The 24,890-nt window shown below is 64.2% G+C and carries 29 protein-coding genes and 1 tRNA gene; 13 read left to right on the top strand and 17 right to left on the bottom strand.

Annotation, left to right across the window (positions count from 1 at the left end; all coding sequences use genetic code 11):
* The first annotated feature begins 12 nt into the window (after positions 1-12).
* The 9 genes from KTQ36_RS05405 to KTQ36_RS05370 all read left to right on the top strand — a co-directional run bounded on the left by KTQ36_RS05405 (position 13) and on the right by KTQ36_RS05370 (position 5,200).
* Positions 13-303, top strand: coding sequence for a BufA1 family periplasmic bufferin-type metallophore (locus KTQ36_RS05405; protein WP_218632694.1), 291 nt, complete (start codon positions 13-15; stop codon positions 301-303).
* The gene (gene bufB, locus KTQ36_RS05400) at positions 272-1,174 is read left to right on the top strand and encodes an MNIO family bufferin maturase (protein ID WP_345777671.1); all 903 of its coding nucleotides are present in this window, start codon (positions 272-274) and stop codon (positions 1,172-1,174) included. The genes KTQ36_RS05405 and bufB overlap by 32 nt, the downstream gene beginning before the upstream one ends.
* Positions 1,164-1,853 (top strand): HvfC/BufC N-terminal domain-containing protein, encoded by a 690-nt coding sequence (locus tag KTQ36_RS11345; protein ID WP_255554286.1) that lies wholly within the window; start codon positions 1,164-1,166, stop codon positions 1,851-1,853. The genes bufB and KTQ36_RS11345 overlap by 11 nt, the downstream gene beginning before the upstream one ends.
* Positions 1,850-2,302, top strand: coding sequence for a DoxX family protein (locus KTQ36_RS11340; protein ID WP_345777670.1), 453 nt, complete (start codon positions 1,850-1,852; stop codon positions 2,300-2,302). The genes KTQ36_RS11345 and KTQ36_RS11340 overlap by 4 nt, the downstream gene beginning before the upstream one ends.
* On the top strand, positions 2,299-2,823 hold the full coding sequence (locus KTQ36_RS05390) for a sigma-70 family RNA polymerase sigma factor (RefSeq protein WP_218632691.1): 525 nt from the start codon (positions 2,299-2,301) through the stop codon (positions 2,821-2,823). The genes KTQ36_RS11340 and KTQ36_RS05390 overlap by 4 nt, the downstream gene beginning before the upstream one ends.
* 1 nt (position 2,824) lies before the next feature.
* Positions 2,825-3,451: an NrsF family protein gene (locus KTQ36_RS05385; protein ID WP_218632690.1), complete on the top strand. Its 627-nt coding sequence runs from the start codon at positions 2,825-2,827 to the stop codon at positions 3,449-3,451.
* A 50-nt stretch (positions 3,452-3,501) separates the two neighbouring features.
* Positions 3,502-3,578: transfer RNA gene (locus tag KTQ36_RS05380), tRNA-Arg, on the top strand.
* 114 nt (positions 3,579-3,692) lie between these two features.
* Entirely contained in the window at positions 3,693-4,271 is a 579-nt protein-coding gene (locus KTQ36_RS05375; RefSeq protein ID WP_218632689.1) for a DnaJ domain-containing protein, read from the top strand.
* 92 nt (positions 4,272-4,363) lie between these two features.
* On the top strand, positions 4,364-5,200 hold the full coding sequence (locus tag KTQ36_RS05370) for a CPBP family intramembrane glutamic endopeptidase (protein ID WP_218632688.1): 837 nt from the start codon (positions 4,364-4,366) through the stop codon (positions 5,198-5,200).
* Here KTQ36_RS05370 and KTQ36_RS05365 read toward each other — a convergent pair.
* The 8 genes from KTQ36_RS05365 to KTQ36_RS05330 form a co-directional block, all read right to left on the bottom strand.
* Positions 5,197-6,426 carry a dihydrolipoamide acetyltransferase family protein gene (locus KTQ36_RS05365; protein ID WP_218632687.1) on the bottom strand — a complete coding sequence of 410 codons (1,230 nt, stop codon included), beginning with the start codon at positions 6,424-6,426 and terminating at the stop codon, positions 5,197-5,199. The two genes, KTQ36_RS05370 and KTQ36_RS05365, sit on opposite strands and share 4 nt — an antisense overlap.
* The gene (locus tag KTQ36_RS05360; protein ID WP_218632686.1) at positions 6,426-8,474 is read right to left on the bottom strand and encodes an alpha-ketoacid dehydrogenase subunit alpha/beta; all 2,049 of its coding nucleotides are present in this window, start codon (positions 8,472-8,474) and stop codon (positions 6,426-6,428) included. Before KTQ36_RS05360 ends, KTQ36_RS05365 begins: the two co-directional genes overlap by 1 nt.
* Entirely contained in the window at positions 8,467-9,633 is a 1,167-nt protein-coding gene (locus tag KTQ36_RS05355; RefSeq protein WP_255554283.1) for an amino acid aminotransferase, read from the bottom strand. Before KTQ36_RS05355 ends, KTQ36_RS05360 begins: the two co-directional genes overlap by 8 nt.
* A gap of 78 nt (positions 9,634-9,711) precedes the next feature.
* Positions 9,712-10,788 (bottom strand): ferredoxin--NADP reductase, encoded by a 1,077-nt coding sequence (locus KTQ36_RS05350; protein WP_218632684.1) that lies wholly within the window; start codon positions 10,786-10,788, stop codon positions 9,712-9,714.
* 1 nt (position 10,789) lies between these two features.
* On the bottom strand, positions 10,790-11,641 hold the full coding sequence (gene paaC, locus KTQ36_RS05345; RefSeq protein WP_218632683.1) for a 1,2-phenylacetyl-CoA epoxidase subunit PaaC: 852 nt from the start codon (positions 11,639-11,641) through the stop codon (positions 10,790-10,792).
* A complete protein-coding gene (gene paaB, locus KTQ36_RS05340; protein WP_218632682.1) occupies positions 11,641-11,922 on the bottom strand; it encodes a 1,2-phenylacetyl-CoA epoxidase subunit PaaB in 282 nt (93 codons plus the stop codon). Before paaB ends, paaC begins: the two co-directional genes overlap by 1 nt.
* A 54-nt stretch (positions 11,923-11,976) precedes the next feature.
* Positions 11,977-12,984: a 1,2-phenylacetyl-CoA epoxidase subunit PaaA gene (gene paaA, locus KTQ36_RS05335; protein WP_218632681.1), complete on the bottom strand. Its 1,008-nt coding sequence runs from the start codon at positions 12,982-12,984 to the stop codon at positions 11,977-11,979.
* A gap of 48 nt (positions 12,985-13,032) precedes the next feature.
* Positions 13,033-13,542 carry a DUF4402 domain-containing protein gene (locus KTQ36_RS05330; RefSeq protein WP_218632680.1) on the bottom strand — a complete coding sequence of 170 codons (510 nt, stop codon included), beginning with the start codon at positions 13,540-13,542 and terminating at the stop codon, positions 13,033-13,035.
* Between the two features lie 110 nt (positions 13,543-13,652).
* Between KTQ36_RS05330 and paaG the strand changes: the two genes are divergently transcribed.
* Entirely contained in the window at positions 13,653-14,432 is a 780-nt protein-coding gene (paaG, locus tag KTQ36_RS05325; RefSeq protein ID WP_218632679.1) for a 2-(1,2-epoxy-1,2-dihydrophenyl)acetyl-CoA isomerase PaaG, read from the top strand.
* A 6-nt stretch (positions 14,433-14,438) separates the two neighbouring features.
* Here paaG and KTQ36_RS05320 read toward each other — a convergent pair whose 3' ends face one another.
* Complete coding sequence (locus KTQ36_RS05320; protein WP_218632678.1) at positions 14,439-14,906, bottom strand: PilZ domain-containing protein; 468 nt, start codon at positions 14,904-14,906, stop codon at positions 14,439-14,441.
* Between the two features lie 143 nt (positions 14,907-15,049).
* Here KTQ36_RS05320 and paaZ point away from each other — a divergent pair, with 143 nt between their 5' ends.
* Together paaZ and KTQ36_RS05310 are read left to right on the top strand one after the other, a co-directional pair.
* Positions 15,050-17,068, top strand: coding sequence for a phenylacetic acid degradation bifunctional protein PaaZ (gene paaZ / locus KTQ36_RS05315; protein WP_218632677.1), 2,019 nt, complete (start codon positions 15,050-15,052; stop codon positions 17,066-17,068).
* Between the two features lie 71 nt (positions 17,069-17,139).
* Entirely contained in the window at positions 17,140-17,571 is a 432-nt protein-coding gene (locus KTQ36_RS05310) for a CBS domain-containing protein (protein WP_218632676.1), read from the top strand.
* A gap of 97 nt (positions 17,572-17,668) precedes the next feature.
* On the opposite strand, the gene KTQ36_RS05305 is transcribed toward KTQ36_RS05310, so the two are convergent.
* From KTQ36_RS05305 to KTQ36_RS05285, 5 genes are read right to left on the bottom strand one after another with little or no spacing between them, the layout of a single operon-like run.
* A complete protein-coding gene (locus tag KTQ36_RS05305) occupies positions 17,669-18,214 on the bottom strand; it encodes a F0F1 ATP synthase subunit B family protein (protein ID WP_218632675.1) in 546 nt (181 codons plus the stop codon).
* Positions 18,207-18,701: a F0F1 ATP synthase subunit B family protein gene (locus KTQ36_RS05300; RefSeq protein WP_218632674.1), complete on the bottom strand. Its 495-nt coding sequence runs from the start codon at positions 18,699-18,701 to the stop codon at positions 18,207-18,209. The genes KTQ36_RS05305 and KTQ36_RS05300 overlap by 8 nt, the downstream gene beginning before the upstream one ends.
* A 28-nt stretch (positions 18,702-18,729) precedes the next feature.
* Positions 18,730-18,957, bottom strand: coding sequence for a F0F1 ATP synthase subunit C (locus KTQ36_RS05295; RefSeq protein ID WP_085217225.1), 228 nt, complete (start codon positions 18,955-18,957; stop codon positions 18,730-18,732).
* 30 nt (positions 18,958-18,987) lie between these two features.
* Positions 18,988-19,773: a F0F1 ATP synthase subunit A gene (locus KTQ36_RS05290; protein WP_218632673.1), complete on the bottom strand. Its 786-nt coding sequence runs from the start codon at positions 19,771-19,773 to the stop codon at positions 18,988-18,990.
* A 25-nt stretch (positions 19,774-19,798) separates the two neighbouring features.
* The gene (locus KTQ36_RS05285; RefSeq protein WP_218632672.1) at positions 19,799-20,119 is read right to left on the bottom strand and encodes an AtpZ/AtpI family protein; all 321 of its coding nucleotides are present in this window, start codon (positions 20,117-20,119) and stop codon (positions 19,799-19,801) included.
* A 155-nt stretch (positions 20,120-20,274) separates the two neighbouring features.
* On the opposite strand from KTQ36_RS05285, the gene KTQ36_RS05280 reads away from it, so the two are divergent.
* Positions 20,275-21,078: a PdaC/SigV domain-containing protein gene (locus KTQ36_RS05280; RefSeq protein WP_218632671.1), complete on the top strand. Its 804-nt coding sequence runs from the start codon at positions 20,275-20,277 to the stop codon at positions 21,076-21,078.
* Here KTQ36_RS05280 and KTQ36_RS05275 read toward each other — a convergent pair.
* From KTQ36_RS05275 to KTQ36_RS05265, 3 genes are read right to left on the bottom strand one after another with little or no spacing between them, the layout of a single operon-like run.
* Positions 21,054-21,425 carry a YdbL family probable chaperone protein gene (locus KTQ36_RS05275; protein ID WP_218632670.1) on the bottom strand — a complete coding sequence of 124 codons (372 nt, stop codon included), beginning with the start codon at positions 21,423-21,425 and terminating at the stop codon, positions 21,054-21,056. The genes KTQ36_RS05280 and KTQ36_RS05275 overlap by 25 nt on opposite strands.
* Positions 21,425-21,661 (bottom strand): YnbE family lipoprotein, encoded by a 237-nt coding sequence (locus tag KTQ36_RS05270; protein WP_218632669.1) that lies wholly within the window; start codon positions 21,659-21,661, stop codon positions 21,425-21,427. Before KTQ36_RS05270 ends, KTQ36_RS05275 begins: the two co-directional genes overlap by 1 nt.
* A complete protein-coding gene (locus KTQ36_RS05265) occupies positions 21,658-24,813 on the bottom strand; it encodes an intermembrane phospholipid transport protein YdbH family protein (RefSeq protein ID WP_218632668.1) in 3,156 nt (1,051 codons plus the stop codon). Before KTQ36_RS05265 ends, KTQ36_RS05270 begins: the two co-directional genes overlap by 4 nt.
* Between the last annotated feature and the right edge of the window lie 77 nt (positions 24,814-24,890).

Genomic DNA, 24,890 nt, shown 5'->3' with positions numbered 1-24,890 from the left:
GGAGATCGTTCGATGAATAGCATCACCACTCTCTCGGCCGCGACCGCATTGGTCGCGCTGGCCGGCATCGCCGCCGCCCCCGCCGACGCCAGCATCGCCGGCAAGGAAAAATGCTACGGCGTGGCCAAGGCCGGCAAGAATGATTGCGCGGCAGGCCCCGGCACCAGCTGTGCCGGCACCTCCAAGGTCGATTACCAGGGCAACGCCTGGAAATATGTCGAGGCCGGCACCTGCGAAGAGATGGGCGGGTCGCTCAAGCCTCGCGAGGGCAATGCCAAGCCCGTTGCCAAGAAGAAGGGCTGACGAGATGGACGGCGTCCCGCCACTGCCCCCAAAGCGCGCAGGTCTAGGCCTCAAGCCCGCATTCTTTGAGGCTGTCATGGACTGCGCGGCGCGGGGCGCCGCTCCTACCTGGGTGGAAGTCCACCCGCAAAATTACTTCATGGACGGCGGGCCGATGCATCGCTGGCTGGCGCAGATACGCGACGCGTTGCCGGTCAGCTTCCATTCGGTCGGCCTGTCCATGGGCGACCCGGGCGGCGTCAACCGCGCCGAACTCGACCAGCTCGTTTCCCTCTGTGACCGGTACCAGCCCGCTCTGGTCTCCGATCATCTGAGCTGGTCGAGCCTGGGTGGCGAACAATTTCCCGACCTCCTCCCCTTCCCGATGACCGACCAAACGCTCGATCATTTCGCCGATCAGGTCGATCTGGTGCAGGAAAAGCTCGGACGACCCATGCTGGTCGAAAATCCCAGCCGCATGACCGCCTTCCAGGGCGACACCTATGGCGAGGTCGACTTCCTTCACGCACTCGCGCGGCGCACCGGCTGCGGCCTCCTCATGGACGTCAACAATCTCCTCGTGTCGCGCACCAATCTCGGGATCGACCCCAACGACTATGTCGGCGCGCTCGACGGGAGCCTCATTGGCGAGATCCACATTGCCGGCCACAGCGTCGAGGATCATGGCAATGGCGAGATGCTCGCGGTCGACGATCACGGATCGCCGGTCAGCGAGGAATGCTGGACCTTGCTTGATCGACTGCTCGATCGCATCGGCCCGCGCCCCGTCTTGCTCGAACGCGACAACGACATTCCGGACTTCGACGAACTGCTCGGCGAGGCCGAGCGCGCCGACGCCATGCTGACGCGGAGGCTTGCATATGTCGCCTGACCTCCAGCAACAGATGGCGGCCGCGATCCGTGGCGGCCCCGCATTCCTGCCCGACACGCTGCTGGCAGGTTCGCGCCCGTCGCAATTTCGCGCGCTCAAGGCCTATGCCAACACGATCAGCCACGCGCGTCATGTCGCGCTCGAGGATACCTACCCGCTCACCCGCCAGCATCTTGGCGACGAAGCCTTCCACGCGGCAGCGACCCGCTTTCTCGAAGGCCCCCACCCGCGCTCGCACGCGCTGCGCCTGATCGGCGATGGTTTTCCCGAAACGCTCGATGAGGCGGCGGCGCGCGATCTTGCCGGTATCGAATGGGCCTGGCTCGAAAGTCATGGCGCGGCCGACGCGCCCGCCATGCTGCTCGAGCGACTGAAGGGCGTCAGCCCGGAAAAGCTTGTCGAGGCCAAGGTGCTGATCCATCCCACCACGCGCATCGTCGCGCTCGAACAGCCTGGCGAACAGCTTTTCCCCGACCTTTCGGGCAAGGGCACGCACGTCCTGATCACGCGGCCCGAGGCCGATGTCCTCGTCAACCTGGCGGACAGCGCCGAGGCCCACCTCCTCGAGCTTGCCGCCACGCCGATCGCTTTTGGTCGCCTCCTCGCCCGCAATGCGGAGGCGGCCACCCATCTCGTGCGCAGCGGAGCGCTACGCCCCCTGCTGGAGCTTGTCCTGTGACCCGACTGTATGACCGACTGACCGAATTCGCAGCGCGGCCGCTGATCCGCGACATCGTGCTCCTGTTCGTGCGCATCGCGCTGGCCGCCATTTTCTGGCGATCGGGGCGCACCAAGATCGAAGAGGGCACGTGGTTCGACATTTCGGAAACGACCTTCTTCCTGTTCGAGAATGAATATTCGGGCGTGCCGCTGCCGCCGGAATTTTCCGCTTATGCTGCGACAGCCGCCGAGCACGTGCTTCCGCTATTGCTCGTCTTCGGGCTCGCCAGCCGCTTTGCTGCGGCCGGCCTCATCGCCATGACGCTGGTCATCCAGCTGTTCGTCTATCCCGACGCATGGTGGAGCCCGCACATGAGCTGGATCGCCCTCGGCCTCGTCATCCTGACACAAGGCCCCGGGCGGGTCTCGTTCGATCATGCCATTTCAGGTAGACTGGCCGACAGATGATCCTCGCCGATGACGATATTCGCCGGCTGATGGCGCGGGCGCAGGAGGGCGACAAGTCCTCCTATCGAGTCGCGCTTGCCGGTGCGCAGGACTGGCTGGCGCGCTATTTCGCCAAGCGGATCGCGCCCCAGTCGGTCGATGACCTCGTCCAGGAAACGCTGATGGCGCTCCACGCCAAGCGCGCGACCTACGACGCCACGCGGCCCTTCTATCCCTGGCTCGCCGCCATCGCCCGCTTCCGCTGGATCGACGCGCTTCGGAAACTGCAGCGGACACCCGACGCCGCCGAAGACGCCGACCTGCCCGTCCCTTCCGCCGAAGAGCCGGTTCTTGCGCGCCTCAGCCTCGACCGCCTGCTCACCCACATTCCTACAAAACAAGCCACCGCCATCACCCTCACCAAGGTCGAGGGGATGTCGATTCAGGAAACCGCCGCAATGACCGGCCAATCCGAATCCGCGGTCAAAGTGAACATCCATCGCGGCCTCAAGAAACTCGCCGCGCTCGTTGAAAGCGACTGACATGACCAATCTCATCGACACCCTCGCCGACGACCTCGAACCGACGTCGATCCTGTCGCTCACGCGCGGACGCATCGCCGCGGCCAGCGTGGCGCTTGCGACCACCATCGGTGTCGTCGCACTGTACGGCATTCGCCCCGATCTTGCCGCAGGACGCCCCGCCCCGCTGATCCTCGTCACGGCAGGCCTGTTCCTCCTCACCGCGATCGCCGCCGGTTGGGCCGCAACGCGCCTCGCCCGCCCTGCCGTCGGCAGCGCCAACCAGACCGGCGCGCTGTGGCTGTTCGGTGCGATCCTGATCCTGCCCGCCGTCAGTGCGATCGAACTGGCGCTTGGCCATGGTGTGGGCATAAACGCCGAGTTCGGCGCACGTTGCCTGACATTCGGCCTGATCGGCAGCATCTTCACAGCAAGCGCCATCACCCTGTTCCTTCGTCGTGGCGCGCCGGTCCTGCCCGAAAAGGCGGGGCTGCTCACCGGCCTCGCCGCGGGTAGCGTCGGCGCCTTCGCAGTCACGCTCGAATGCTCGGGGACCGCGCTCGCCCATCTCGCCATCTGGCATGTCGGGATCGTCGCGCTGTGGGCCGCCATCGGCCGCTGGGGCGTCTCGCGCCTGCTGCGCTGGTAAGACTTGCTCCACTCAAGCGCTTGGGTTAGGCGCTCTCGAACCGGCTTCAGGCACCCGTAGCTCAGCTGGATAGAGCGCTGCCCTCCGAAGGCAGAGGCCACAGGTTCGAATCCTGTCGGGTGCGCCATTCCCAAAGGCCCTTCGCGCACGCGGAGGGCTTTTGTCATTACGGTGACAATTTCGCCTTGCACTGACGCTTTGCATGAACGCAAAGTAAATGCGCGACGCGAGGAGGATAGCGATGGAAGACGACGAGAAGTTCGTCGACTATTACGAACTGCTGCATGTCACGCCAGGATGCGATGATCGCATCCTTGAGGCGGCCTACCATCACTTTCTCAAGAAATATCATCCCGATCACGCCGACACGGCCGACCCGGAAAAATTCAAGACGATCCTTGCCGCCTACAAGGTGCTCAAGGATCCCAAGCGGCGGGCAAAGTATGATCGCACCTATGCAGCGCTTAATGGCGGCGGCGCCTCGTCAAGCGGCCTGCAGGAAGATGAAGCGCTCGGCGACGCACAAGCGCATGAATTGATCCTTTCAAACCTTTACAAGCAGCGTCGGAAGAGCGCGAAGGAGCCCGGCCTTGGCCCCTGGATGCTTCAGGACATGCTGGGCTGTTCGAAGGAGGAGTTCGATTTCCACGTCTGGTATCTGCGCTCGAAAGGGCTGATCGACACGATCGAGGACGGCACCATCGCGGTCACGGTCGCGGGTGTGGATCACGTCATCTCGACCAGCAAGACCAGCAAGGCCGTCAAGCTCATCACGGAGCGAAATGAAAAAGAGGATATCGGGGACGGCGATCTGGCCTAAAATCCATCGCGCGCCTGCTCGCGCGGCGTGGGCTTGGACATCGACCCTCATCTGCTAGTCTGGGGATCGAGCTCGTAACGGCCGGGGTAATCATGCGTCAGTTCTTCAGGAAGCGTTCCGCCGCGACGGCCATCGGCATCGCCCTACTCTACTTCGCAATCCTTGCCGCCCCGCTGCTCTTCCAAAGCGGAGCCTTCGGCAACAAGCCCGGCAAATCGCCGCAGCAACTGCCCCTCGGGCAATTGCCCTTCGAGGTCGGTCTCGCCGCCTCGGTCCTTGCGCTGGTGTTCCTGCTGGGCTGGGCGCGCGAAGCCCGCGTGACCAGTCGACCGATCTGGTCGGGGCTGCGGTGGGCGTTGGTCCCGGCAATCATTACCGGCGGCCTGCTCGCCATCGGATTTGCCGTCGCCATCGAGAATGACGTCTCCTTCGGCGTTCTCTGGGAAAGCGGCATTCCGCAGAACGCGCTGCTGTTGGTGATCTTCGTCGGCATCTTCGAAGAGACGCTTTTTCGGGGCATCGCGCTGCGCGGCCTCGAAATCAAATGGGGGCCGGTCATCGCGCTTTTGGTCTCGTCCTTCCTGTTCGGCATCATGCACTACGTCAATTTCATTGGCGGTCAGACGCTGGCAGGCACGCACCAGCAGGTCATCCACGCCGGTTTGGCCGGCATTCTTTACGGCGCGATCGCGCTGCGCACCCGTTCCATCTGGCCGGGCGTGTTCCTGCACGCGCTGTGGGACTTCACGGTCGCCAGCAACGCGGTGCTGCTGGGCGTCAATACGGGATTGCCGGACGAGGCGTCAGGCCCCTCGCCCGTGCTGAGCTTTGCCGTGCATTATTTCGAGCCGATTATCGGCATCCTCATCCTGATCAGCTTCCTGCGCTGGTCCAAGCGACAGGCGCGGATCACGCCGACCCCGGCCTAGGCCGCGGGCCAGGTCTCGAGGATCTCGACGAAACGGCTGAGCCATGCGTTGGTCTGGTGGCCGTCGACGACGCGGTGGTCGATGGTGAGCGTGACATAGGCCATTGGACGAATGACCATCACATCCTGACCGTCCAGCTCGCGTACGATAACGCGCTTTTCCAGCTTGCCAACGCCGAGGATTGCGGCCTGCCCCTGGTGCAGGATGATGGGCGAGGCAAGCAGGCTGCCCGACACGCCATGATTGGAAATGGTGAAGCTGCCCCCGCTCACATCCTTGCGATCGAGCTTGCCGTCGCGCGCTTTGCCGGTCAGCGCGTCAAGCGAGGCACCCGCCTCTTCGAGGCTGAGCGAGCCGACGTCGCGCACGACGGGGACGACGAGGCCCTTGTCACCCAGCGCGGTGCCGACCCCGATGTCGATCGTGGGCGAAACCGCAATACGATCCTCTTCCCAGCGCCCGTTGATCGCGGGAGCGACCGCCATCGCGTCAGCGGCCGCCTTGAGGATGTAGGCGGTGTAGCTGAGCATCTTGCCCTTGGCCTTCATCGCCGCCTTGTGCGCGGCGACAGCGGAGAAATCGCATTCGAACAGCGCGGTGACATGCGGCGCGTCGGTGACCGCCTTGACCATGTTTTCGGCAATCGTCTTGCGCATTCGGTCGTGCGGAATATCGGTCGCGTTGAATGGCTCGATCACACGCGGCTGCGCGGTCTTGGGCTTGCCGACATGGCTGACCGTGGCGGAGGCCACGGCGCGGTCGACATCCTCGAGCGTCACGCGCCCGCCCTTGCCGGTGCCTTCGATATGCGTGGGGTCGATGTCGTGCTGCAGGACAGCGCGTTTCACGGCGGGAGACAGGCGTGTTTCCTTGCAGACTTCAGCCTTTTTTACGCTGTTCGGGCCGAGCTTGTCTGTGTCCAGTTTTTCATCTTCTCCGCCAGACGGTGACGGTCTTTCGACAGGCTCAGGACGAGCGGTCGCAGATGCATCGGCGTCGATCTTTCCGAGCAATGCGCCGGGTTCGGCCTCGGCATCGGTATCGAGGATGATCTCGCTCAGCACGCCTGTGGCGGGCGCAGGCACTTCCTGCGTGACCTTGTCGGTTTCCAGCTCGACCAGCGGATCGTTCTCGGCGACCGCTTCGCCGACCTTGACCAGCCACGAGCGGACGACCGCCTTGGTGCCTTCCTGCTCGTCGGGAACGATGACGTCGATCACGGACATTAAAACTCCAGCATTTCGATGATTTTCGCCTTAATATCTTCGACCGACGGGACCGCCGCCTCGAGCAGCTTGGGATGATGCGGTGACGGGATGTCGGGCATCGTCACGCGCTCGACCGGTGCATCGAGGTCGAGAAAAGCCTTGTCGGCGACGACAGCTGCGATCTCTGCACCGAAGCCGCCGGTGCGCAGATCTTCGTGGACGATAAGGCAGCGATGGGTCTTGGCGACGCTTTCGAGCACCATTTCCTCGTCCCACGGCATCAGCGTGCGAAGGTCGATGACGTCGGCGCTGACATCCTTGGCTGCCGCCTCGCAGCGCGGCGTCATCGCGCCCCAGGTCACGATGGTAATCTGGTCGCCTTCCATCGTCTTCTTCGCCTTGCCGAACGGCAGCACGTAGCCGTCGCCCGGATACGGCCGCCGCGCCCAGCTGTCGTCGAGCATCGCGCGATGTTCGAAGAAGATGGTGGGATCGTTACCGCGCAGCGCCATGCGAAGGAGACCGACCGCATCTTCGGCATTGCTCGGCACCGCCACCTTCCAGCCGGGATTGTGCACGAACTGCACCTCGTTGGTCTGCGAATGCCACGGGTCGCCGCATTTGAAGAAGCCGCCCGGGATGCGCAGCACCATCGGCGCGGCGAAGCGGTTGTGCGTGCGCCAGCGGATCGTGCCGCAATCGTTAATCTGCTCCGTCGCAGGCTCGGCATATTTGCGGAATTGGATTTCGGGCACGGGCAGCAGACCCGCCATCGCCATCCCGACCGCACGGCCGACGATGCCTTCCTCGTTGAGCGAGGTGTCGAACACGCGGTCGTGCCCGAACTTCTCCTGGAGACCGAGTGTCACCGCATGGACGCCGCCCTTGGGACCGACATCCTCGCCAAAGACGCTCATCTTCGGATTGGCCTCGAGCTCCTGGTCGAGCACGCGGCGGATCGCGGTGACCATGTTGATGCGCTGACCTTCGGGACGCGGGTCCTCGTGCGTGCCGTCGAGCGACAGTCCCGCCTGCCCGCCCACCTTGGCGTGTTCGCCTTCGAAAAAGACGCTCTTGGCGACGTCATCAGGGTCGGAAACGCCCCTCGCCTCGGCCTCTTCGCGCGCCTTGTCGACCTCGGCGGCGACCGACGCTTCGATCATGTCCCAGTCGAGGTTGTTGGCCTTGGCCTTGAGCTTGGGCAGCGGGTCGCGTGCCCATTCGGCGGCGATCTCATCGTCCGACTTGTAGGTTTGCGTGTCCTGCGCGCTATGCCCTTCGAGGCGCGGGACGGTCAGGCGCAACAGCGCCGGCCCCTTGCGCCCGCGCACATGTGCGAAGGCCTTGGCGATCAGGTCGGCGGCCTCTTCGGGCTCGGTGCCGTCGCCGTTGAAGATTTCCAGGCCTTTGAAGCTTCCAAGGTTGGCCGCGATGTCCTGACCCGGCGTCTGGTAGGTCGAAGGCACCGAAATGCCGTAGCCATTATCCTCGACGTAGAAGAGCAACGGCAGTTGCTGCGTCGTCGCGATGGTCAGCGCGGACCAGAAGCCGCCTGTGGCACAGCTCGCGTCACCGCCCAGCACGACCGCAACCGCGCCATCGTCTTCTTCGCCCAGCACCTTCGCCTTGTAGGTGATCGACTGCGCCCAGCCCGCTGCGGGCGTATATTGCGCCCCGACGCCGCCGCACATGGGCAGCGCGTGCGCCCCGCCCGGGTTGGGATAGTTGAACACGACGCCGATATCGCGCCCGTCCGAATAGCCGCCTTCACGGCCCATGCCCGACCCTAGCGCATCGGCAAGATCGACGCCCAGCGCCAGCAGCATCGGGCGCGAGCGATAATAGCCGCACGCCGCGTCGCCATCGCGCAAATGCAGGCCGAGCATGACCTGCGCCATGTCGTGGCCGCGCGCGGAGAATTGGTAGAGCACCTTCTTGGCGGGGACGAGTTCCTCTTCCTCGAGCCGGTCCATCTCGCGGCTCGTCAGGACGAGGCGCGCGACATCCTCCCAACTAAAGGCAGGCTCGTCGGCAGAAGTCTTGTCGCGGTCGAGCACGCTAGCCATCCATCGCCTCCAGCACGGCGTCGCAGAAGCGATCGACGTCCTCATCGGCCATACCGCACACATTGAAGCGGCCGCTATCCGCCATGTAGATGGCGTGCTCGTCGCGCAGCGTGTCGACCTGCTGCGGCGTCAGCGGCATCATCGAGAACATGCCCTTCTGCTCACCGATATAGGCCAGACGCGGGTCTTTCGACGCGATCCGCTTGCGCAAGTCCTTGATGCGACCACGCATGATCGAGAGCTCGTCGAGCCACTCGGCGCGCAAATCGTCATTTTCGAGAACGATCCGGACGGCAGCCGCGCTGTGGTCGGGCGGCATCGACCACATTTCGCGCGCGATCTGCATGATGTGGCTCTTGACGATGTTGGCCGTCTCGTCGCTGCCCGCCTTGACGAACAGGCAACCGACGCGGTCGCGATAGACGCCGAAATTCTTGTCACAGCTTTGCGCGACGATGACTTCGTCGCAGGCACCCATCAGCCCGCGCAGGCCTTCGGCATCGTCGTCCAGTCCGTCGCCAAGCCCCTGATAGGCGATGTCGACGAAGGGGATGATGCCCTTTTCGGCGCATTTGGCGCGCACCTTGGCCCATTGGCCGGCATCGAGGTCGGCACCGGTCGGATTGTGGCAACAGCCGTGGAGCAGGGCGACATCACCCGGACGCGCGGCATCGAAGGCTGCTATCATCGCATCGAAATCGATGCGCGTCTCTTCCTTCAGGTAGTATGGATATTCGACGATCTTGAGCCCTGCGCCCTCGATCACCGGCTGGTGGTTGGCCCAGGTCGGGGTGCCGACCAGTACGCGCGCATCGGGCCGCGCCGCCTTGACCAGCTTGAAGCCCAGCGTCAGCGCGCCGCAGCCGCCCGGCGTCTGCAGCCCGATCAGTCCTTCGTCATCGGCATGCTGCCCGAACACGATGGGCTTCAACAATTCGGCATAGACCTTGTCGCCGCTCATCCCGAGATAGGCCTTGGTTTCCTGGCGTTCCCACAGGATCTTCTCGGCCTTTTTCACCGCCGAAAGGATCGGCGTGGCGCCGTTCGAGGTGCGGTAGACACCGACACCGACGTCGATCTTGTTTGGTCGCGTGTCGGCACTGGCCATCTGGATGAGCTGGAGCAGCGAATCCGGCTTGATTGCTTCGAGGCCGGACAACAGGCCCCCTGTTTTTTCCGTCATGCGCGGCGGTCTAGCGGGAAAAATGGGGAAGCGCAAAGCGCCAAGTCGCAAAAATCAGGCGTCGTAATCGACCTTCACGCCTTCGCCCTTGGGCACCGACTGGCATGTCAGCACGTAGCCGCTGGCGATTTCCTCGTCGGTGAGGCCATAACGTGCGCCCATCTCGACCTCGCCCTCCGTCACCTTGGCGCGGCACGTCGCGCACACGCCCGCCTTGCATGCGTAGGGGGCCGGAAGCCCCGCCTCTCGCGCGCTATCGAGGATGTTGTCGCCGTTAAACTCGACCTTGCGCGCACGCCCGTCGAGCGTGACCCACATCGCCTTGCCCGAAGCCTGCTGCGCCGCGGCCTGCATCTGCGCGGCCTCGGCGGCCGACGGTCGACCCGCCGTGAAGCGTTCGATGTGGATCTTGTCCTGCGCGACGCCAGAGTCCTGCAGCGCTGCCTCGGCGGCATCCATCATCGGGCCGGGACCACAGATGAAATAGGCGTCGACGTCCTTGGGATCGCGCACCAGCTGGTCGATCACCGCATCGCACGTCTCGCGATCCAGCATGCCATTAAAGAGGTCGATGTCGCCGGCCTCGTCCGAGAGGAAATGATAGAGTTCGAAGCGGCCGAGATAGCGGTCTTTCAGGTCCGACAGGCCGTCGAGGAAAATCACGCTCGCGCTGTCGCGGTTGCCGTAGAAGAGCGTGAAGCGCGCTTGCGGCTCGACGCTCAAGGCGGTGCGCACAAGGCTCATGATCGGCGTGATGCCCGACCCACCCGCAAAGGCGACATAATGGCGAGGCGGTGCTTCAGGCGAGAAGTCGTAGGTGAAGCTGCCATGCGGGGGCAGCACCTCGATCGCGTCACCGGCCTTGAGGTGATCGCCGACCCAGTTGGACATGACCCCGCCCGCGATCCGTTTGACGGTCACCTTCGTCAGCCCCTCGTGCGGCGCGACGCAAAGCGAATAGTTGCGGCGAATATCCTCGCCGTCGATGTCGGCCTTCAGCGTCAGATGCTGGCCCGCCTTAAAGCCAAACGTCTCGGCCAGTTCAGCGGGGACATCGAACACGACCGAATTGGCATCGTCGGTTTCGGGCACGACCTCGCGCACCGTCAGCGTGTGGAAATGATCGCTCATCCTACCACTCCGCGTCCGGATAGGTGCGCGGCAGATATTGCATCACTGCCAGCAGGTGGCCGAGATGTTCGCTGTGATGGCCCTTGCGTCCGCCCAGGATCGGACGCTGGTCGTCGGGGACGGCCAGCTTGGCCTGCGCCAGCGCTTCGGCGAGCGCCGAGCGATATTCGTCTTCGAATTCGCGCGGATCGACGGCGATGCCCTGATTGATGACCTTCTGGAGCGTTTCGTCGACGTCGAACAGCTCGGGGATGAAGCGCCAGTTCCAGTCGAGCCCTTCGGTCATGCGGCGGGTCGACTCCTCGGTCCCGTCACCCAGTCGCACGACCCAGTCGGTCGCCAGTTCGCGATGGTAGGCGACTTCCTTGACCGACTTGGCGGCGATGGCAGCGAGATGCCCGTCCTTCGACTGCGTCAGTCGCTGGAGCAGCATGTGCTGCCAGGTCGAAAAGAGAAACTGCCGCGCCATCGTCTGCGCGAAGTCGCCATTGGGCTGCTCGACCATCAGGCAATTGCGAAAATCGAGCACGTCGCGCTTGAAGGCGAGCGCATCGGCGTCCTTGTCGCCGTCCATCGCGCCCGCCGCGCCATTGAGGTAGTTGGTCGCCTGGCCGATCAGGTCGAGCCCCATGTTGGCAAGGCTGAGGTCGACCTCCACCGACGGCGCGTGGCCGCACCATTCCGACAGGCGCTGACCGAGGATCAACGCGTCGTCGCCCAGCATCAGATAATAGGCGATCGTTTCTGCATCGCGGCTGCCCGTCGTGGGCGCGTCGAAGCTACCGGTCGTCTGACCGTCCTCGGCCTCGGCCTTCGCTTCTTCTTCGGGTGAAATGGTCGGAAGGCTCGGCATCAGATGTGCTTCACCTCGTCAGGAATGTCGTAGAATGTCGGGTGGCGATAAATCTTGTCCTTAGCGGGCTCGAAGATCTGGCCCGCTTCCTCGGGGTCGCTGGCGACGATGTCGTCGGACTTCACGACCCACAGGCTCACGCCTTCCATGCGGCGCGTATAGGTGTCGCGGGCGTGGTTGATCGCCATGTCCTTGTCGGGTGCATGAACGCTGCCGACGTGACGGTGGGAAAGCCCACCTTTGGCGCGAACGAACACTTCCCAAAGCGGCCAGTCTGACATGATTACTCCCGTCGAATTTCGTGAGCGGGCTTAGTCGCGTCGGCGGGTCTTTGTCTAGGCGGCTGCGGCGGCGCGCTTCTTGGCTTCGTGCGCGTCGGCGGCTTCGCGGACCCAGGCATTCTGTTCCCAGGCGTCGCGGCGCGCCTTCATGCGCTCCTTCGCAACCGGGCCTTCGCCGCGCACGACCGCATAGAATTCTTCCCAGTCGATGTCGCCGAAATCGTAGCCGCCTTTTTCCTCGTTCCAAGCGAGGTCTTCGTCGGGGACGGTCAGCCCGAGAAACTCGGCCTGCGGGACGGTGATGTCGACGAACTTCTGGCGCAGCTCGTCATTGGTTTCGCGCTTGATCCGCCAGCGCATCGAGCGCTCGGTATTGGGCGACTTGTCGTCTGGCGGACCGAACATCATGAGGCTCGGCCACCACCAGCGATTGAGCGCATCCTGCGCCATGCGCTTCTGCTCCTCGGTGCCCTGCGCGAGCACGGTCATTGCCTCATAACCCTGACGCTGGTGGAAGCTTTCTTCCTTGCACACGCGGACCATCGCACGGGCATAGGGGCCGTAGCTGGTGCGCTGCAGCGGCACCTGGTTCATGATTGCCGCGCCATCGACCAGCCAGCCGATCGCGGCGATGTCGGCCCAGGTGAGCGTCGGGTAGTTGAAAATGGTGCTGTACTTCGCCTTGCCCGAATGGAGCGCCTCGATCATCTCCTCGCGGCTCGTGCCGAGCGTTTCGGCGGCGCAGTAGAGGTAGAGGCCGTGGCCCGCCTCGTCCTGAACCTTCGCCAGGAGGATCGCCTTGCGGCGCAGCGACGGCGCGCGCGTGATCCAGTTGCCCTCGGGGAGCATGCCGACGATTTCCGAATGAGCGTGCTGCGAGATCTGGCGGACCAGCGTCTTGCGATACGCTTCGGGCATCCAGTCCTTGGGCTCGATAAACTCGTCCGCGGCCACGCGCGCTTCGAAGGCATCGACGAGCTCTTGCGGCTCGTTACCGTCAATCGAGGTGACTTTCGCGCCCTTTTCGGGCTTCGGCTGCTTGTCGAGTTCGGTCGTGTACATGCCGCCTAGATAGGCGCGAATAGGGCAATTTTCAATGCAGACGAAGGGCTATTCGTAGTCTGCGATGATGGTGATCGTGCCTTCGTAAGCACCCTCGGCGGTCGAGGGGATCGTGATGCTGCCACCGACATTGAAATCGACGCCCCTGTTGCCCGAGTTCGGAAGCTGCACGGTCGCCGGCGCATCGGGGTAAAAGCGGATGGCATCGCCGGTCGCCGCGTTGACGAGATCGAAGTCCGGCGCCTGGATCGTGGCACTCTGCTTGTGCGAGCCGGTCAGGTTGTAGGCGGCAGGCTGGACAACCCCCGAGCAGGTCAGTGCCGCCGGGCAAGTCAACGTCCCGTCTTGGGCAAGCGTGACCGTATGGCTGCCCGGCCCCGTCGGCAGGACGATATTGCCCATCTCCAGGTCCTGCACCAGCGTGATCACCAGCGGCTTCTTGATGTTGACCTTGACCTTCGCATTCTTGGTCACCTGCTGCGCATGCGCGCTCGTCGGCGCCCCGGCGAGGAGCGCCGCGCCCAGTAGCGCTGTCAGGAGGGTAAAAAGGCGATTCATGGCATGCTTTTCGTTCGAACATGCCGGGTCTAGGCCAACAGGGTAAATTTTGACTTAACCATAGCGGCGGGCTTGATCACCCATGCCGGGCGGGCCTACGCCCCTACCCCATGACCTATGAAAGCATCCGCTTCGAGCGTGACGGCCACGTCGCCCGCATCACGCTCAACCGCCCCGACCGCCTCAATAGCTTTACACGCGCCATGCATGCCGAATTGCGCGACGCGCTATACAAGCTCGACGATGCGCGCGTCGTCGTGCTGACGGGCGAAGGGCGCGGATTCTGCGCCGGACAGGATTTGAACGATCGCAATGTCGCGCCGGGCGAAGCGGTCGACCTTGGTGAAACGGTCGAGGAAAGCTGGAACCCGCTGATCCGGACGCTGGCGACGATCGACCAGCCGGTGATCGCGCGGGTCAACGGCGTAGCGGCAGGTGCCGGCGCCAATATCGCGCTGGCCTGCGACATCGTCATCGCGGCCAGATCGGCCAAATTCATCCAGGGTTTCGCCAAACTCGGCCTCATTCCCGACAGCGGCGGCAGCTGGCATTTGCCGCGCCATGTCGGGCAGGCGCGCGCGCTGGGCCTCGCCTTGACCGACGAGCCGCTGAGCGCGGAGCAGGCGGCCGACTGGGGGCTGATCTGGAAAGCGGTCGAGGACGACCAGCTCGATACGCATGTCGACGAGCTGGCGGCAAAGCTCGCCAACTTCCCGCCGCTGGGGCTAGCGGCGACCAAGAAGCTGATCCGAACCAGCGCGAGCCGCAGCCTCGATGCCGAACTCGACCTGCAGCGCGACGAGATGCGCCGTCTCGGCTATACCGAAGACTATAAGGAAGGCGTCGCCGCCTTCCTCGAAAAGCGCAAACCCGAGTTCAAGGGCAAGTAAGCCGCCTCAGCGCTTCAGGCCGGTCTCGACCGCGCGCAATGAGCCGGCGAGCGCATCGTAGGCGCTGGTCGCCAGCACGCCTGCCCCCGCCATCAACGCCGCAGCGCATAGGCAATAATCGAGCAGGCGTCCGGTCGCGCGGCTGCGTTCGGCAGCCTGCGCGCGCGGCAGGCGGCGACGCTCCACCGACGCATTAGGGCGCTTGGGCGTCGGCCGGTCCGCGACGATGTCAGCGACGCAGATCGGGTCCTGCATCCGCGCTCCGCAAAAGCTGCCGTCGCTCCAGACGATCCGCGCAATCATGACATGCTTGCCGCGCCGCAATTCGAGATATTCGCCGCCGTCGAGCCCTTCGTCCGCGCTGAACATGATGCCCGTGCGCGACAGGTTGTGGATGGTCGCGTCGCACCAGCGTCGCCCCGCGTTGAGGCGCGCGGGAAGCCGGACCCTCGTCCTCGGTTCTCTCTGGCGCATCTTAGCCCTCCAGCGTCGGAAGGCGGCATCTTGGCCAGAGCCGGTTACGCGCTCCTCGCCAAACCCTCCAAAGCGGAGCATTTCGCGCAAGGTTGGCCCCGCGCTCGCCTTGGTCTATCGCTCGCCCCGAACAGGAGACTGCAATGAAGACGATCGAACTGCTCAACTATGCGCGCGACGCGTGGACCCGCGGCGAGGGCGTGCGCGAAATTCCCAGCGCGATCGACGGATCGACCATCGCGTCGACCGGCTCGGACGGGCTCGATTTCAAGGCCATGCTCGACCATGCGCGCAATGTCGGTGGCCCCGCACTGCGCAAGATGACCTTCCACGAGCGCGCGTGGATGCTTAAGGACCTGGGCCTCGCCATCATGGAGCGCAAGGACGAGCTCTATGCGCTCAACCCGCATACCGGTGCCACCAAGGGCGATGGGTGGATCGACATCGATGGTGGCGCGCTGACGCTGCTCAGCTACTCCTCGACCGGCCGCAAGAAGCTGCCCAACGCGCACGTGCTGCTCGACGGTGAGCTCGAACCGCTGTCGAAGGGCGGCACCTTCGTCGGCCAGCATATCCTCACCCCGCATCAGGGCGCGGCCGTCCACATCAACGCCTATAACTTCCCCGTCTGGGGCATGCTCGAGAAGATGGCACCGACGCTACTTGCGGGCATGCCCTGCATCGTCAAACCGGCGACTGCGACCGCCTATCTGTGCGAAGCCGCGTTCCGCATCCTGATCGAGACGGGCAAGCTACCCGAAGGCGCGGTCCAGCTGATCGTCGGCGGTGTCGGCGATCTGTTCGACCATCTGACCGGGCAGGACGTCGTCAGCTTCACCGGGTCGGCGGCCACCGCGGGCAAGCTCAAGAACCATCCCACGGTGCTGCGCGAAAGCGTCCAGTTCGTGGCCGAGCAGGACAGCCTCAACGCCTCGATGCTCGGCACCGATGCCGCGCCGGGCTCGCCTGAATTCGACCTGTTTATCGCCGAGGTGGTGCGCGAGATGACCACCAAAGCGGGTCAGAAGTGCACCGCCATCCGCCGCATATTGGCGCCCGCCCAACATCTCGACGCCGTCCAGGGCGCGATTGCGGGCAAGCTCGCCGATATCGCTGCTGGCGACCCGCGCGAGAAGGAAACGCAACTCGGCTGCCTCGTGTCGACGTCGCAGCGCGACGACGTGCGCGCCAAGATCGCCGAACTGGTCGAGGGCGGCGCGCGGATCGTGCATGGCGACCCCGATGCCGCGGTCGGGCCGGAGGGTGGCGCGGCCATCTCCCCCACCCTGCTGCGTGCGGACGACCCGTGGGCGGCGGACGCGGTGCATGAGGTCGAGGCATTCGGCCCCGTGGCCACCGTCATGCCCTACAAGGATATCGACGACGCCATCGCGCTCGCCAATCGGGGCATGGGCAGTCTTGCGCTCTCGCTCTTCACCTACGACGAGCAAATCGCGGGCGAGTTCATCCGCGGCGCCGCGGCCTTCCACGGGCGCATGCTGGTCATCAATCGCGACAACGCCAAGGAATCAACCGGTCACGGCTCGCCCCTCCCCGTCCTCGTCCATGGCGGCCCCGGTCGTGCGGGCGGCAGCGAGGAAATGGGCGGCGTGCGCGGCGTCCATCACTACATGCAGCGCACCGCGATCCAGTCGACCCCGTCGATGATCGCCGCCATCGCGCAGCAGTACATTCCGGGCGGCCCCAAGCGGAAGCTCGACACGCATCCCTTCAAGCTCACCATGAGCGAACTGGAAATCGGCGACACGCTCTACACCGATGCGCGCACGGTGACGGTGGAAGATATCGAGCATTTTGCCGAATTCACCGGCGACAAGTTCTACGCGCACATGGACGAGGAAGCGGCCAAGGCCTCTCCCATCTTCGAAGGGCGCGTTGCCCACGGCTATCTGATCCTCAGCTTCGCCGCCGGCCTGTTCGTCTACGCCCCGCCGGGGCCGGTGCTCGCCAATACCGGGCTCGAGAATCTGCGTTTCCTCACCCCGCTCTATCCGGGCGATTCGATGCGCGTCGAACTGACGGTGCGATCCAAGTCGATCAAGTCGGACGAGACGGGTGTCGTGAAGTGGGCAGTCGAGATTTTCAACCAGGATGACGAACTCGTCGCAACTTATGACCTCCTGACCGAAAACACCCCCTGATCGCTGGAACGCGGCCCACTCTCTTATCGTTTATGTCGTTGAATGAAAACGAAAAAGAGGGAGTGCTCAACATGCAGATCCGCGAAGTGATGACCAGCGACTACAAGGTCGTGAAACCCGATTGCAGCCTCAAGGAAGCGGCCGGCTTCATGCTCAAGGAAGATACGGGTTCGCTCCCCGTCTGTGATGGCGACACCGTGCTCGGCATGATTACCGACCGTGACATTGCGGTGCGTGCCGTTGCCGAAGGTCGCGACCCGAGTTGCTCGGTCAGCGAATTCATGACCGACCATCTCGTGATCGCCCGCGAAAGCGACGATATCGATACGATCGCACACAAGATGGCCGACCATCAGGTCCGCCGTCTGCCGGTGATCGACGACAACAGCAAGCTCGTCGGTGTCGTCAGTCTTGGCGACCTCGCACGCTCGAGCGAGGAAGGTGCCAGCAGCGCCGCGCTCGAAGGCGTAAGCGAACGCAGCGAATTGCATAACCAGTCGTAAGCGACGCGGGGTTCATGCCCCCCTCGTGACGAAGAAGGCCCGGAGGCGCTTGCCTCCGGGCCTTCTCTTTTGGTCCGTCCTCTCCCGACGGAAAACTCTAATTGATCGACGAGATCGCGTCGTCGGTCAGCTTCGCGTCCATCGCCTCGTCGCCCTTCTCGGCGATGATCTTGGCAGCGGCAGCGGAAGCCGCGTTGGCGGCAGCGGCCTTGATCTCGGCCATCGCCTGGCGGCTCTCGGCGTCGATCTTGGCTTCGGCCATCGCCTTCTTGCGCGCGACCAGCGCCTTGGCGTCGTCGGCGGCCTTCTTGACGATGGCGTCGGCTTCTTCCTCGGCGCGGGCGACGATCGCCTTCGCGTCCTTGGTCGCGGCCTTGGCCTTCTTCTCATACTCGGCCTTGAGCGCTTCGGCTTCTTCGCGCAGCGTCTTGGCTTCGTCGAGTTGTTCGCGGATTGCCGCGATCTTGTCGTCGAGGCTCTTGCCGATCGCGGCCGGAACCTTCTTCCAGAGCATCAGCGCGATGACGACCATCATCGCCAGCGCAACGATCACGGCACCGTCGGTGAAATAACCCTTCGATTCCGCGTGCGTTGCGACTTCGGGTTCGATCACGGCTTCGCCGGTGATGGCACCATCAGCCATGGGTCAATTCCTTCGCGACGGCGGCGGCAGCGGTCTGCTTGTCGACCTTGAGGCCGGCAATCTTGGCGACCATGTCCTGCGCCGCTTCGGCGGCCACGGCTTCGACTTCCTTCATCGCCGCAGCGCGCGCTTCGGCCAGCTCGGCCGCCGCAGCGTCCAGCTTCTTGGTGATGGAAGTGTCGGCGCGCTTGAGGCTCGCCTCGGTCTTCTTCGCAGCGGTCGCCTTGGCTTCCGAAGCGAGCTTGTTCGCCTCGGCGCGGCTGGCATCGAGCGCTGCGCGATAGTCTTCTTCGAGGGCGTCCGCGCGGGCGCGGGCATCCTCGGCTTCCTTGAGGTCGGCCGCGATCTTTTCGTCACGCGCATCGACCGTCGCCTGGATCTTCGGCAGCATGCCGTATCCGATGACGATCAGGATGAGCCCGAAGAAGATCGCGAGCCAGAAGAGCTGCGATGCGTAGATTTCGCCGATTTGGGCGATCTGCGGCATTGGCCGACCCCTAGAAAGCTAAGTGTTGTTACGCGACGAAGAGCAGGATCATCGCGACGACGAACGCCAGCAGGCCGAGAAGTTCGGCAGCGGCGAAGCCGATGAACAGGCGACCCTGCTGGCCGTCAGCGGCGGCCGGGTTGCGCAGCGCGCTCTCGAGGAACGAGCCGAAGACGTTACCCACGCCGAGGGCGGCCATGCCAACGCCAATCGCGGCGAGACCGGCACCGAGCAATTTTGCAGCTTCTGCGTCCATGATAAAAACTCCCAGTTGAAATTCGTGTGATTAGTGAAGGTTGATCGCGTCGTTCAGGTACAGCGACGTGAGCAGGGCGAAAACATAGGCCTGGATGGCAGCCACCAGGATCTCGAGCAGCGTGATGCCGATCATCAGGATGAAGCTGGGCACCGACACGATCAGCGCGGTGCCCGCACCGGCGGCCGCCCCGTTGATGACGAAGCCCGCCAGCACCTTCAGCAGGATGTGTCCCGCGGTCATCGCGACGAACAGTCGCAGCGCGAGGCTGAAGGGGCGGACCATGAAGCTGACCAGCTCGATCACGAAGATGAGCGGGATCATCGGCAGCGGCGTGCCGTGCGGCACGAACAGGCTGAAGAAATGCAGCTTGTGCTTGGCGAAACCGACGACCAGCACGATCGCGAAGCTGACGATGGCGAGGATGCCGGTGATCGTCAGGTGGCTGGTGACCGTGAAGGCGTGGACGCCGACCAGAGCGGTGGGCAGCATGCCAAGCAGGTTGGCGAACAGGATGAACATGAACAGCGAGAAGACGTAGGGCACGAAACGACGCCCGCCCTTGCCGATATTGGTGTCCATCATGTCGGTAATGAAGCCGGTGAAGCCTTCCACGGCCATCTGCCAGCGACCCGGGATCAGCTCTCGCTTCATCCCGCCGAGCATGAACAGCCACAGCACGACGAGCGTGAGCAGCATCCAGGCGGCGCTGTTGGTGAAAGCGATGTTGTAGCCAGCGACCTGCCACTCCTGACCCAAGAGCGGATGGACTTCGAACTGGTACATCGGATCGATCTTGCCGGACTCGTCAGCCACTAGAAATCCCGTAATCTCGAACGCCCTATTTGGGCGTGTTTGCAATCTTGAAGATGGACCAGAAGCCGCCAACGACCCCAAGCACCATCATGACGACCAGAAGCAGGTTGCCGGTCCCGAACAGGCGATCGAGCACCCATCCGACCAACGCGCCGCCGGCAAGTCCGCCAATCAAGAGCGAAAGAACCTTGTTGCCCAGCCGCTCGTTCTCGTCGGCTTTGGGCGTCCGGCTCCCCGTTCGCTCCGCTTCCCGATGTTGCGCACGTTCAAGTCGCTCCTCGAGCGAATCGATCCGCGCATCCTCGGGGGTCTTCAGCGGTCCCTGCCCGGGCTCGTTTTCGACCATGTTTCTCTCCTTGCGAATAGCGCCAACCCTTTGGAAAGGCTGGCGCGAGAAGCATGGGTTCGTCCACGAACCCGCCTAGGCGCCGCCCCTTTATGAAGGGGGGACCCTAGTGTCAACCGATGGGAACGTCTGTGACACGAATTGATTGGTCTTTCATGAGCAGATCGACCCTCGCCATCGCCTGTGCCGCCCTCACCATTGCCGCCTGCGCCGACGAAGACAAGGCGCGGCTGTCGGACGAGGATTTCGCGCGCATGGCCGAGGGCGTGCCCGTCAACGTGCCCGAAAATCCGGATGCCGAGGCCGTAGATATGCGGGTTGAGGACGAGCGGATCGACTTCCGCTTCGCGTACCCCAAGGCCGCCGCCGCCATCCCGCGCCTCAAGATCATGCTCGACGACAAGGCCGATCGGGCACGCAGGGAGATCGTGCGCGCTGCGGAGAACGAAGCAGAAATGCGCGCCGAGCTGGGCGGCACGCCCGTACCCATGCGGTCGCACACCGTCTACGAGGTGCTGGGCAATCACCGGCGCTTCCTCAGCCTGCTGGCCACCATCGAGACCTATACCGGCGGCGCGCACGGCAATCGCGGCACGAGCAGCCTGTTCTGGGACCGGGTCACCGAAAAACCAGTCGATGCCGCCGTCCTGTTCGGCAATGCCGATGGTCGCGACAATGCGTTGCGGAAGGAATTTTGCGAAAAGCTGGCAGCCGAGCGACGGCAGCGGGTCGGGGATGTGCCTGACGACAGCATGTTCGCCGACTGTCCCGACCTCGATGCCATTACGATCGTCCCGGTGGACGGGGATGGCGATGGCCGGTTCAAGATCGTGCGGCTGATCGCCGATCCTTATGTCGCGGGGTCCTGGGCCGAAGGCGAGTATCGCATCGATCTCGCCATGCTTCCCGACCGGGTCGCGGCGATCGCCGAGCCTTACCGCGAATCTTTCGGGCAATAGGTCGGCAGCACGAGCGGTGTTTCCGCCGTGCGCGTGCGCCACTCGCCATCGGCCAGCTGGTAGGCGCCGCCTTCGGGGACGCGGAGGAGGAGTTTGCATGCCGTCGTCATCCCGACTTCGCGCGGGGCGATGCGGGTGCGGCCGCCAAGGTCGGCGTAGAGCGCGCGGCGGCGAATATTGATCGCTCCGACCGCGCGGCGGAGCGATGCGCTGGGGGTGCTGACGAAATCGAGATAGCCATCGTACCGCTCGCCGACCCGGCCGGTGCGGATGCCGTCGACGACGAGATCGGACGCAGTGGCGGTTTGCTGGACGGCGAGGAGGGCGGACAGGGTCAGGGCGAGCATTATTCGCTGTTTTCCGGCAAATCTTCGACGGTGGTGGTGGTGTCCGGATCGCTGTCCGGGAAGGCCTCCGGATTGTCGGCGATAAGCGCGTCGACTTCCTGGTCCAGACGCACGAGCACTTCCTGCTCGATCCGCACATTGAGATTGATGTCGATCGGCTTGTCGGGCGGATCGACGCTGATGCAGCCGGCGAGCGGGATCGCCGCCAGTCCACTCAAGAGCAGCTTGGTCTTCATTTCACTTCCTCCTCGGTAGGCATGTCATCGGCTTCGGTCTCGCGTTCGTCTTCCTTGCGAATCACTTCGATCGCGGCGCCGGGAATATCCTCGAGCGGTCCGGGCAGGATGTCGGCGATGAGCGTTTGCGGGTCGTCGAAGCTCTGCAGCGTCGCGATCAGCGCGCGGAACGGCCCGTTAATCTCCACATCCAAATTGACGGGCACGTCGCTGACCTGGCGCAGGATGCGCGCCGCGGTCGTCTCGCCCAGCCGCACCTGGTCGATGTCGAGCGTCGTGGCAAATTCGCCGTCGAGCTCGCCATCGAGCCGCACGATCATCGCGCCGTAGCGCAAGCTCCGGATGATCGACATGGCAAGCTTCGCGCCCAGTCCCAGATCCTCGGTCCCGGCTTTATATTCGATGATGCCGCCGCCTTCGCGCGCATCGAGGCGTCCGCCGACGATCCGTCCGCCATCCTCGTCGAAGATCATCGGGAAAACGCCGTCGAAAATGCCGGTGATGTAGACCGTGTCGTCGAATTCCAGCCGCTGGACGAACAGCTCCGCGTCGAACGCCAGCACCTCGAAGGTCAGGCGCTTGGCCGACGGGCGACCGAAATCCATGATCGTTTCGCGCAGGATGAGATCGCCGCCCATGAACGGCCAGATACCGCGCTCGATCTTGACCAGCTGCTCGCCGAGCAGCTGATAGGTCACCACGCCCTCGCCCACCGGGACACCGGGGTTGAGGATGTCGACCGTGAATAGCTGGTTCGGGGGCGTTTCGAGGTTGAGGAGGTCGGAGAAATTAATCGTGCCGTTAAGGCCCGTCACCGGACCGAAGCTGGCGGCAAGGTCGGTATCGACGATGTTGAAGGTCCCGGTCGAGACGGTCTTCTCACCGCCCCAGCCAATCTCGCCCGTGCCATTGATCTGCCCGACGACCAGCGCGATCACGCCCTCGGTGATCGGGGTCAGCTCTTCAGGCTGGAGATTTTCGTCGAACGCCACTCCGTCGGTCAGGTCGAGCAGCGCATCGCCATAGCCGGTGTCGAGATTGTGGGTCACGGCGACGTCCATGATCTTGATGCCGCTATAGGGATGCTGAAGCGTGCCGGTGGCATCGATCATGCCGTCGACCATCTGGAAGCGAACATTTTCACTGATCAGGGGATAGAAACGGACTTCGTCGTTGCGGTCGTAGGCGGTTAGCTCGCCCTGGATGTAAAGGTCGCTGCCCTCGGCCTGCCAGAAGCCGGTCGCTTCGCGGATGCCGACCACGACCGATCCGATCGTGGCGTCGGCATTGAAAAAGGTGCCGGCAAGGCCGCCCGCGACTGCGCCCTTGATCTCTTCGGCATTGATGACGACAGGGCTGTCGGGGTCGCCCATCGTGACTGAGGCGTTGGTCAGGGTGAAGCCCTCTTCCTGGATCACGCCGCCGCTGTCGGCGGTCAGGCGGAAGGGGTTGCCGCCGAGCGAGCCGCCCAAGTCGAGCGCGCCGGTCGAGAAGTTGAGCCCTCGGGCGCGGGAGAAGAGCGCGTTGCCCTCGCTGCAGACCTCGATCGTGCTGTTTTCGAGCGTGAGCGAGCCGAGACCGAAGCGACGAAATGTCGCGTTGCGACACCCCGACAGTAACTCTAACTGCCCATTCGGGCCGATGCGCCCGTCAACTGGCAGCCGGAGCGATTCGACGAAGCCGTCGGGGATCGGCCCGGTGATGGTGGCATCGGTGTCGAACAACAGCCAGCCGTCGGCGCGCTGGCGGAAGGACAGGTCGTCGAACGAGGCAAGTGCGCCGCCGGCACGATAGGGCGCGATTTCGCCGCGCCCGGCGATGAGGCCCGACCCATCGTCTTCGAGCGTGAGGCGGATGTCGGGGAGCCCGCCGCCTTCGACCTGGACCGCGGTATCGACGATCCGGTCGCCCTCGCCCAGCGGAATGACGACCCCGCGCCCGCCTGCCATGGTGAGCCGCCCGCCTGCGTCGGCGGCGACGGTGGCGCTGCGCACCTGAAGCCCGACTTCGTCATCGGCGATAAAGTCGGCCTCGCCCGCAAAATCGCGCGCATTGACGACGATGGCGCGGGCGAGCTTGCGCGCGACGGGTTCGAGCGGCGTGCCGACCAGCCCCGCCATGCCGTCGGCAAGGTTCTGTGCAGTATCGCCCGCGATCGAACCGTCGGCGAGGCGCAACTGGCCCTCGACGCGATAATCCATCTCTTCGGTATCGAGCCGGTAATCGCCCTCGAGCCGCAGCGCGCCTGCGGTCACACCGGCAAATTCCGCCCTGTCGAGCCGAGCCGACATGTCGCCGCGCAAATTGTCGAACGGTCCGTCGGCGGCCAGCCGCGCGACCAGCGGACCGGAGCGATTGCCGTCACCAAAGCGACCCGAGGCAGCTTCGAGCAGCACCGCGCCCGAGACGGCGTCGAAGTCGACCCCGATTTCCAGGTCGGGGGTGAGGATCGGCGAGGCCAATGCGAAGGCGTCGCCGCAAGCGAGGCTGTCGGCGCGGATCGGTCCGTCGATGTTGGGACGCCCGGCATCGATCGCCAGCGACAGCCGGGCCTTGACCTCGTCGGCGCGGCAGTCGCCCTGCGCCAGTTGCGAGGACGACAGCGCGACCATGCCCTTGAAGCCGCCCTTGAGGTGGCCCTTGCCGGCGATCGCGAGGCCGACGGGCCCATAGGGCGTCGCGAGGCCAACCTGAGTATCGGCCAGGTCGACCGCGACGTTGGGCAATTCGAACGGGCCGCCATCGCCCTCGGGAATGAGCTTGTCGAGCTCGCCAAATTGCAGCCCGTCCTCGCCCCAACGGCCTTTCAGCCGAACTCCACGCGCGGTGATGCGATACGGATTGACCGAGCCGGTGATCGAAATCCGCGTCTTCACCTCGACGAAGTCGGCGACCAGGTCGGGATTATCGGGATCGCCGATCACGATGTTGCGAAGGCGCTGGGTGCGTAATCCGACCCGGTCGAGCTCGTAGCTCGCCTGTACGCCGCGCTTTTCCAGTTCTTTTTCGATGGCGTCGTCGGCCAGCGGTTTGCGGAACAGCCACACCGCGACGATGACGATCACGAGGAGGAAGAGAATGCCCACGAAGGACATTCGCGCACGTCGCCAGCCCTTGCGACGGTGCCAGACGAGGGGGGACTCTTCACTCATTGCCAAGTCCAAACCCCCAGAAGCGCTTACGTTCCCGCAACAAACCCGCTTCTTGCACGGGTCGTTGCGCTGCCCTA

Origin of the sequence: Sphingomicrobium clamense (genome assembly GCF_019264355.1) — a bacterium.
Taxonomy (GTDB): domain Bacteria; phylum Pseudomonadota; class Alphaproteobacteria; order Sphingomonadales; family Sphingomonadaceae; genus Sphingomicrobium; species Sphingomicrobium clamense.
This window is presented reverse-complemented; position numbering and strand designations above follow the sequence as displayed.